Source organism: Polynucleobacter sp. 35-46-11 (genome assembly GCF_002281105.1).
Genome location: NZ_NCFJ01000052.1, coordinates 1 through 6,736 on the forward strand (window position 1 = coordinate 1; position 6,736 = coordinate 6,736).

A 6,736-nucleotide genomic window follows, 5' to 3' on the forward strand; every position below is an offset into this window, starting at 1 on the left:
GAAACCTGGCATTCACCCCGAATATCGTGAAATCGTCTTTGTAGACGTTTCTAATAACTTCAGCTTCAAGACTCGCTCCACTATGTCTACTAAAGAGACCATCAAGTGGGAAGATGGCAATGAATATCCATTGGCCAAGATTGAGACTTCATCTGAGTCACACCCTTTCTATACTGGTACCCAGAAGATTATGGATACTGCCGGTCGTGTTGAGAAATTCCGTCAGAAATTCGGCACTAAAGCTGTTGCTAAGGCAACTGGTGATGGCGCTGCTAAAACAGCTGAGAAAAAAACTGCTGCTGCAGAAGCTAAAGCTGCTGAAAAGCCAGCTAAGAAGAAGTAATAGGCTTACTCTTCAAAGGGGTTGGGTATTCATATTCACCCTCCCTTGCGAGATAATAAAGGCAGCGTTTGCTGCCTTTTTTATTGCTAGTTTTATATGGTCAAACTCACCGCCGCCGCCACTACCTCCATTCCACGCATCATTATTTTTGCGTTGACTTTGATCTATGGTTTTGCCGGTCTCTTTGCGCGTGACCCCTGGAAAAATGAAGATGCCATCGGATTTGGTGGCATGTGGACTTTGCACAGTGGCAAAGCATTCGACTGGATTGTTCCGCATCTTGCGGGACGCGATGTTTCACTTGGCGCGCCCTTTCCCTACTGGCTGGGCGCCACCCTCATGGATCTATTTGGTCCATTGATTGGTGCGACCAATGCGGCACGCCTCTATGCAGCAGTTTGCTTTTTTGCTTCTGCTCTAGCTATTTGGTATGCGACCTATCTACTGGGTCGCCGTCCGGAAGTCCAGCCGATGGTTCTAGCAGTGGGTGGTCAGCCTGGTCGCAAAAATTACGGCATGACTTTAGCCGATGGTGCGCTATTGATTTTCTTGGCCTGCGTCGGTCTTGCACAACGTGCGCATGAAACTACGCCGATGATGGCTCAACTCATGGGTATCAGTATCGTCCTGTATGGCACAGTGCGTGGTTTGGATAGGCCATGGCAAGGCGGTCTCTGGACTGGCTTGGGTATTGCGATCGTTGCTCTCTCGAGTAACCTCACACTCAGTTTAATTATTGTCAGCTCAACCATCATTGCGGTCATTGCGAGTAATGCAAAGTTACGTTTTCGTTGGACATTAACCAGCACAGTTTTAGGTCTGATTGGTTTTGCAATTTGGCCTGCGCTTTGGTATTTAGGCAACCTCACTCCTGAGTGGCGCCATATCGCCGAAGAAGGCTGGCGCAATATGCCGGAGATGCGCGCAACCCCATCTATTGAATCACTAGGTTTTTTAAGTGTCAACTTCTGGGCGTATGCTTGGCCAGTTTGGCCATTGGCCATCATCTCCCTCGCACATTGGGGTCGAGTGAAAAAAGCGGGTCAGTGGCGCGCTCCACATCTTTGCATTCCGCTGAGTTTATTTATTGGCTGCTTGATTTATGTTCTGTTTCGCCTGGAGGCGAACGAACATGATCTGATTATTTTGATTCCAAGTTTGTCAATCATTGCCGCCTTTAGTTTGCCGATTCTCAAGCGCAGCCTCATTAGCTTCATCGATTGGTTGGCGATGTTTAGTTTCACCATGATCGCTTTGGCCATTTGGATTATTTGGTTTGCTAAGGTCACTGGCTTCCCAGAATCAACCGCTGCAAATTTGGCAAGACTGTTGCCAGGTTTTCAGGCGCAGTTTGATTACATCGCCTTCCTTGTTGCCCTCATTATTACTGGTATCTGGTTGTCGATTGTGCGTTGGAGAACTTCACGTGCTCCAAAAGAAATCTGGCGTTGCCTTATCATCTCTGCCTCTGGCACGACTTTGATGTGGGTTCTGTTAATGACCTTATGGTTACCAACGATTAATTACGCCAAGACCTATCGTTATGTTTCAGATCGCCTTGAAACGATTATTGCCAATACGCCAGGATGCATTGACACCACCAATCTTGGTCCAGCCCAGTTGGCTTCATTTGACTACTTCACCAAGCTTCCGCTACGAGATGATCCTAGTTGCAATCTCATGCTGACACACAGCTCTTCAGAGGCGAAGGCATACGCCAGCCTCAATAAAAAGAAAATTGAATTACTTTGGGAAGATCGCCGCGCATCTGACCGTGATGAGCGTCTGCGCCTCTATCAAATCACCCCTGCTGGTAAAGAATAAAACGTGCTGCACTTTAAATTATCGCGTTTACGCGAGGATGTTCCTTCCCTACTAAAACTGGCTGGCCCACTACTCATTGGGCAGCTAGCGGTAATCACTTTTGGTGTTTTAGACACCGCCATGACAGCGCGCTATTCCGCCGATGACTTAGCCGCCCTTGCAATGGCATCAGCTATATTCATCAGCATCTATGTCGGCCTCACAGGTGTGATCTCTGCACTTGCTCCAATCGCTGGGCAACTCTTTGGTGCCAAGCGTTTTGGTGAAATTGGTGAAGAGGTACGTCAAGCCACCTGGCTAGCCTTAGGTCTGACGATATTAGGCGGCGCCATTCTGCTCAATGCCGACTACCTTCTACAAATCTCTCAAGTCACGCCAGACATTGAAGGCAAGGCTAAGCTCTATCTCAACATCTTGGCAATTGGTTTACCGGCCAGCATGGCAATGCGCGTACTCATGGCTCTACACAATGCTGTTTCTAGACCGGCAGTCATTACCGTGGTGCAACTAATTGGTCTAGGTTTAAAGCTGCCACTCAACCTCCTCTTTATTTATGGCGGTTTAGGTATTGAAGGGATGGGTGGTCCAGGTTGCGCAGTAGCTACCGTGATCATCAATTGGTTTTGGCTCATCATCACGCTGAGCTTTGTTCTCTTTGATAGCTTTTATAGGCCATTCAAAATCTTTGTACGCTTTAGCTGGCCTGACTGGCATCGCATCTGGACTCTGCTGAAATTAGGCGCACCTATTGGCTTTAGCTATTTGATTGAAGTGACCTCTTTTACCTTTATGTCACTCTTCATTGCACGTCTGGGCACCACCGCTTTAGCTGGTCATCAAATTGTGGCTAATATGGGGACAGTAATTTATATGGTCCCCTTGTCTCTATCGATTGCGACAATGACATTGGTATCTCAGTCCATTGGCGCGAACAAACAGGAACGGGCTGAAGAGATTGGCTGGTCATCGGTTTTCTTCACCACTACTTTGTGCGTTTTGATTGGTCTCGCAGTCTGGATCTTTAGAGTGCAGCTACTTGATTTGTACGATCCACCGGAAGAGGTGAAGGTATTTTCCATTCCACTCTTTTTGTTTATCGCCTTTTATCAAGTGTTTGATGCATTGCAGATTACAGCGGCATTTATTTTGCGAGCCTATCGCATTGCCTTCTGGCCGATGTTGATTTACGCCGGATCACTGTGGGGCGTAGGCCTTGGTGGCGGCTACTTGATGGGCTTTAATGTCTTTGGCAATACACCGGAATTTTTACAAGGCGCCAATGGCTTTTGGGCTGGTAACAGCATAAGCCTAGGTTTAGCTGCACTGCTCTTGCTTTACCTATTCAGAAGAACGGCGGCACGCTTTGAGAAAACGCATCCGCCGGTAGAAGTTTAGTTGAGACTAAATTCCAGTAATACTATTTACTGAATAGGTCTAAATCCACTACTTGGGGGCATGTAGTTCGGGCTGCCTCCCTGCGATGGATAACTCGGCACCTGATTGCCTTTGGAATACATGCATTGCTGATAAGCGATGTTGTATTGAACTTGCGCCTGATTTTGTTTGCCAGATGAGTTCATGGCACCCATAGCAGCGCCACCTAGCAGACCAATACCCGCACCAGTTCCGATATTCTGACTGCTACCACCCTGAATGACGGCACCCGCAGCAGCACCCAAAGCGGCACCGATAGCAGCACTGGTTGCACCTTCTTTTAAGGCGGCATTACTAGTGTCTTTAATCGCATTTGCAGCGAACTCACGACATTGCTGATCTTCTTGCTGAAATACTTCAAAAGGCTTACCTTCACGCGGCATGATGGCAATCGTTGGGCCGGTTGGCGCGGAGACGCAAGCAGCTAAAGAGCTGATGATGGCCAAAGTGAGTACGACACGTTTCATATTCATTCCTTAAATCAATTGAATCACTGAATTCTGTTAATTTTGGATACGCTGATTTGTGGGCGCATTACTTGATGGTGGCATTGCAGGCCGCGTCTGCCAGCCCGATGGGCAATTTTGTACATACGGAAAGTATTGGTTGCCAGCTTCACAGTAATACCAAATTGGAGCTTGGGGTTGAGAAGCTAAAACCATGGGTTGCTGTGGAGCGGCATAAGTAACTACAGGAGGGGCAGAGTACACCACCGGTGGCGCATAGTAGCCAGCAGCATAAGGATAGCCATAGCCAGCACCGTAATACCCACCTCGCCAACCTGGGCCCCAGCCCCCACCCCAACCAGGACCGTAAGCTGCTGGTCTCCAACCGCCGCCGTAGCCACCACCGTAACCACCCCCAACGGAGACTGCCCAACCGACATTACCAGCCTGTGCCGCTAAAGGAGCTAGCGTAAGCAAGCTTCCGACTGCCAAGAGTGCGAGAACGGCTTTGGATATAACTGATTTGGATTGCTTTTGGCTTGTTTTCATAGTGGACCCCATTAATTGGTCGCCTCCTACTATCTTTAACGCTTCATTTAAATTCAGGCTGACAAGAATTGAGCATTTCACGGAATATTTATTACTTTTCCGTGAGGGCTGTTAATCCAATTTTGCGCCTGATTTGTAAATTACTCTACCCCATTTATTAGCCTCAGATTGGATCAATTTAGAGAGCTCTTGAGGGCTTCCTGGAGCTGGGTCCAGGCCACTTGCGAGCAACTTCTTTTTGACTTCAGCTTGATTGAGGGTCTGGCGGGTCAAGGCATTTAATTGCTTTTGCACTGCTGGCGGCAAATTGGCTGGCGCCATGAGCGAGAACCACGATATAGCCTCAAAACCAGGCAAACCTTGCTCCGCCATCGTCGGAATCTCCGGCGCAGCTGGAGAACGCTTTAGTGTGGTGACTCCTAAGGCCTGCACCTCGCCCGCCTTAATGAGAGACAGGGATGAGGATAGGTTATCAAAGAGCATCGTAATCCGACCGCTAATCAAATCTGGCAAAGACTGCGCCCTACCCTTATAAGGAATATGGCGAATTTGCACTCCGGTCATTTCTTTAAAGAGCTCGCCTGACATGTGCAAGGAAGTGCCAACACCTGAGGAGCCAAAAGTGAGCTCATTGGGCTTGGCCTTAGCTAGCTCAATGAGTTCGTGCAGATTAGTCACACCCAGCTTCTTGTTCACCACCAGCACATTAGGCGTACTGGCTAAAAAACTAATGGGTGTGAAATCATTGATCGGATGAAAAGACATCTTGTCATAAAGGGCACCGTTGATTGAATGGATGCCTACTGTGCCAATGAGAAGCGTGTAGCCATCTGGTTCGCTCTTTGCTACAAGGTCTGCGCCAATATTTCCACCGTAGCCAGGACGGTTCTCAACAAGAACCGGCACACCTAAACTTTGTTGCCAACTCTCAGCAAGTACGCGCGCCAAAATATCGGGCGCACCACCAGGTGTAAAAGTCACCACAATCCGAATGGCCTGTTTAGGCCAAGCGGTATTTGATTTAGCTGTTTGAGATTGGGCGATATTGGCAAAGCTCAGGCAAGTAAACAAGATAGCCAGACTCTTCACTGCCTTTAAAGCGATCTTCATCAAATCACCTGCGCTTGATTAAAAACCAAAGCGTGAACGTAGCCAAATTAATCCATCGTATTTAACAGGATCATCAGCGCAAGGACCAACGCCACACTCCAGCAGAGTCGATGCAAGATTAGCAAACACCAATAGAATAAATACGATTACCAATAGATTTGCAAATACAGAGCGTGAGCGCACATCACGATTCGGCAGCATTAACAAAATAGCAAGTCCAGCCAATAATCCAACGTAACCTACGTAAGCCCAAGTATAAAAATGTAACTCTAGAAAAGTTTTACCAAACCCCTTGTCGCCAGGCAAAACATGCAAGAGCACTTGACGTAAAGAAACCATCATCCCTACTAAGCCACCGATGATGCCCCAACCATAGTGAGCAGAATGCGCGCCACAACGAATGTTGAGTACCAAGGCAAAACCAATAATGACAAAACCCATGCGCTGCATTAAGCACAGTGGGCAAGGTAATTCACCGAAATAGAATTGATCAATAAAAGCATAGGACAGCATGCCAACTATCCCAGCCAAAGCCAATTGATTGCCAAGTGCTGCTAAGGAAGGAAAAGAATGCTTATTCATTTTCCTCACAGACTAATATTGAGATGATTGGTGGCGTGGACCATGAACCAGAACATCAGAATGCCAACGGTAATGGCAAGTATGATTAAACCAGCCAGACGTTTCTCAAACCAAACGAGGACAAGCCCAATAAAGGCTGTCAGGAAAGGTAGAAACATATACATAAATGAATTCTATCGCAGGTCGATGCAGAAGCAAAAACAAGTGATTTAAAGGGTCTTTTGTATAGAATGGGGTCATGAATTCAACCCCGCCCTGCATCGACTTCCAGTTCGAAGGGCCCATTGCCCGAATTACCTTTAATAATCCCGCATCCCGCAATGCCTTAACTTGGCCGATGTATGAAGAACTCAAGCGAATTTGCGATGCGATAGCAAATACACCAGAAATTGGAGTGGCTATTTTTAGGGGCGCCGGTGACAAAGCATTTGTATCAGGCAGTGATATT

The 6,736-nt window shown here is 47.5% G+C and carries 9 protein-coding genes; 4 read left to right on the forward strand and 5 right to left on the reverse strand.

From position 1 onward, the window contains the following. The 3 genes from B7Y67_RS06040 to B7Y67_RS06050 all read left to right on the forward strand — a co-directional run. The coding region (locus B7Y67_RS06040; protein WP_293597858.1) for a type B 50S ribosomal protein L31 at nt 1-343 on the forward strand (343 nt) is incomplete at its 5' end. Nucleotides 344-439: 96 nt separating this feature from the next. After that, a complete protein-coding gene (locus tag B7Y67_RS06045) occupies nt 440-2,167 on the forward strand; it encodes a hypothetical protein (protein WP_293597859.1) in 1,728 nt (575 codons plus the stop codon). 3 nt (nt 2,168-2,170) lie between these two features. Further along, a complete protein-coding gene (locus tag B7Y67_RS06050) occupies nt 2,171-3,562 on the forward strand; it encodes an MATE family efflux transporter (protein WP_293597860.1) in 1,392 nt (463 codons plus the stop codon). 26 nt (nt 3,563-3,588) lie between these two features. Here the strand turns inward: B7Y67_RS06050 and B7Y67_RS06055 are convergent, their stop codons facing one another. The 5 genes from B7Y67_RS06055 to B7Y67_RS06075 form a co-directional block, all read right to left on the reverse strand. Next, entirely contained in the window at nt 3,589-4,068 is a 480-nt protein-coding gene (locus tag B7Y67_RS06055; RefSeq protein WP_293597861.1) for a glycine zipper family protein, read from the reverse strand. A 36-nt stretch (nt 4,069-4,104) separates the two neighbouring features. Further along, a complete protein-coding gene (locus tag B7Y67_RS06060; RefSeq protein WP_293597862.1) occupies nt 4,105-4,596 on the reverse strand; it encodes a hypothetical protein in 492 nt (163 codons plus the stop codon). Between the two features lie 111 nt (nt 4,597-4,707). After that, on the reverse strand, nt 4,708-5,706 hold the full coding sequence (locus B7Y67_RS06065) for a tripartite tricarboxylate transporter substrate binding protein (protein ID WP_293597863.1): 999 nt from the start codon (nt 5,704-5,706) through the stop codon (nt 4,708-4,710). A gap of 18 nt (nt 5,707-5,724) precedes the next feature. Continuing rightward, nucleotides 5,725-6,288 (reverse strand): disulfide bond formation protein B, encoded by a 564-nt coding sequence (locus B7Y67_RS06070; RefSeq protein ID WP_293597864.1) that lies wholly within the window; start codon nt 6,286-6,288, stop codon nt 5,725-5,727. A gap of 5 nt (nt 6,289-6,293) precedes the next feature. After that, nucleotides 6,294-6,452 (reverse strand): DUF5993 family protein, encoded by a 159-nt coding sequence (locus tag B7Y67_RS06075; RefSeq protein ID WP_293597865.1) that lies wholly within the window; start codon nt 6,450-6,452, stop codon nt 6,294-6,296. 74 nt (nt 6,453-6,526) lie between these two features. On the opposite strand from B7Y67_RS06075, the gene B7Y67_RS06080 reads away from it, so the two are divergent. Then, a partial coding sequence (locus tag B7Y67_RS06080; RefSeq protein WP_293597866.1) for an enoyl-CoA hydratase/isomerase family protein occupies nt 6,527-6,736 on the forward strand: 210 nt, incomplete at its 3' end.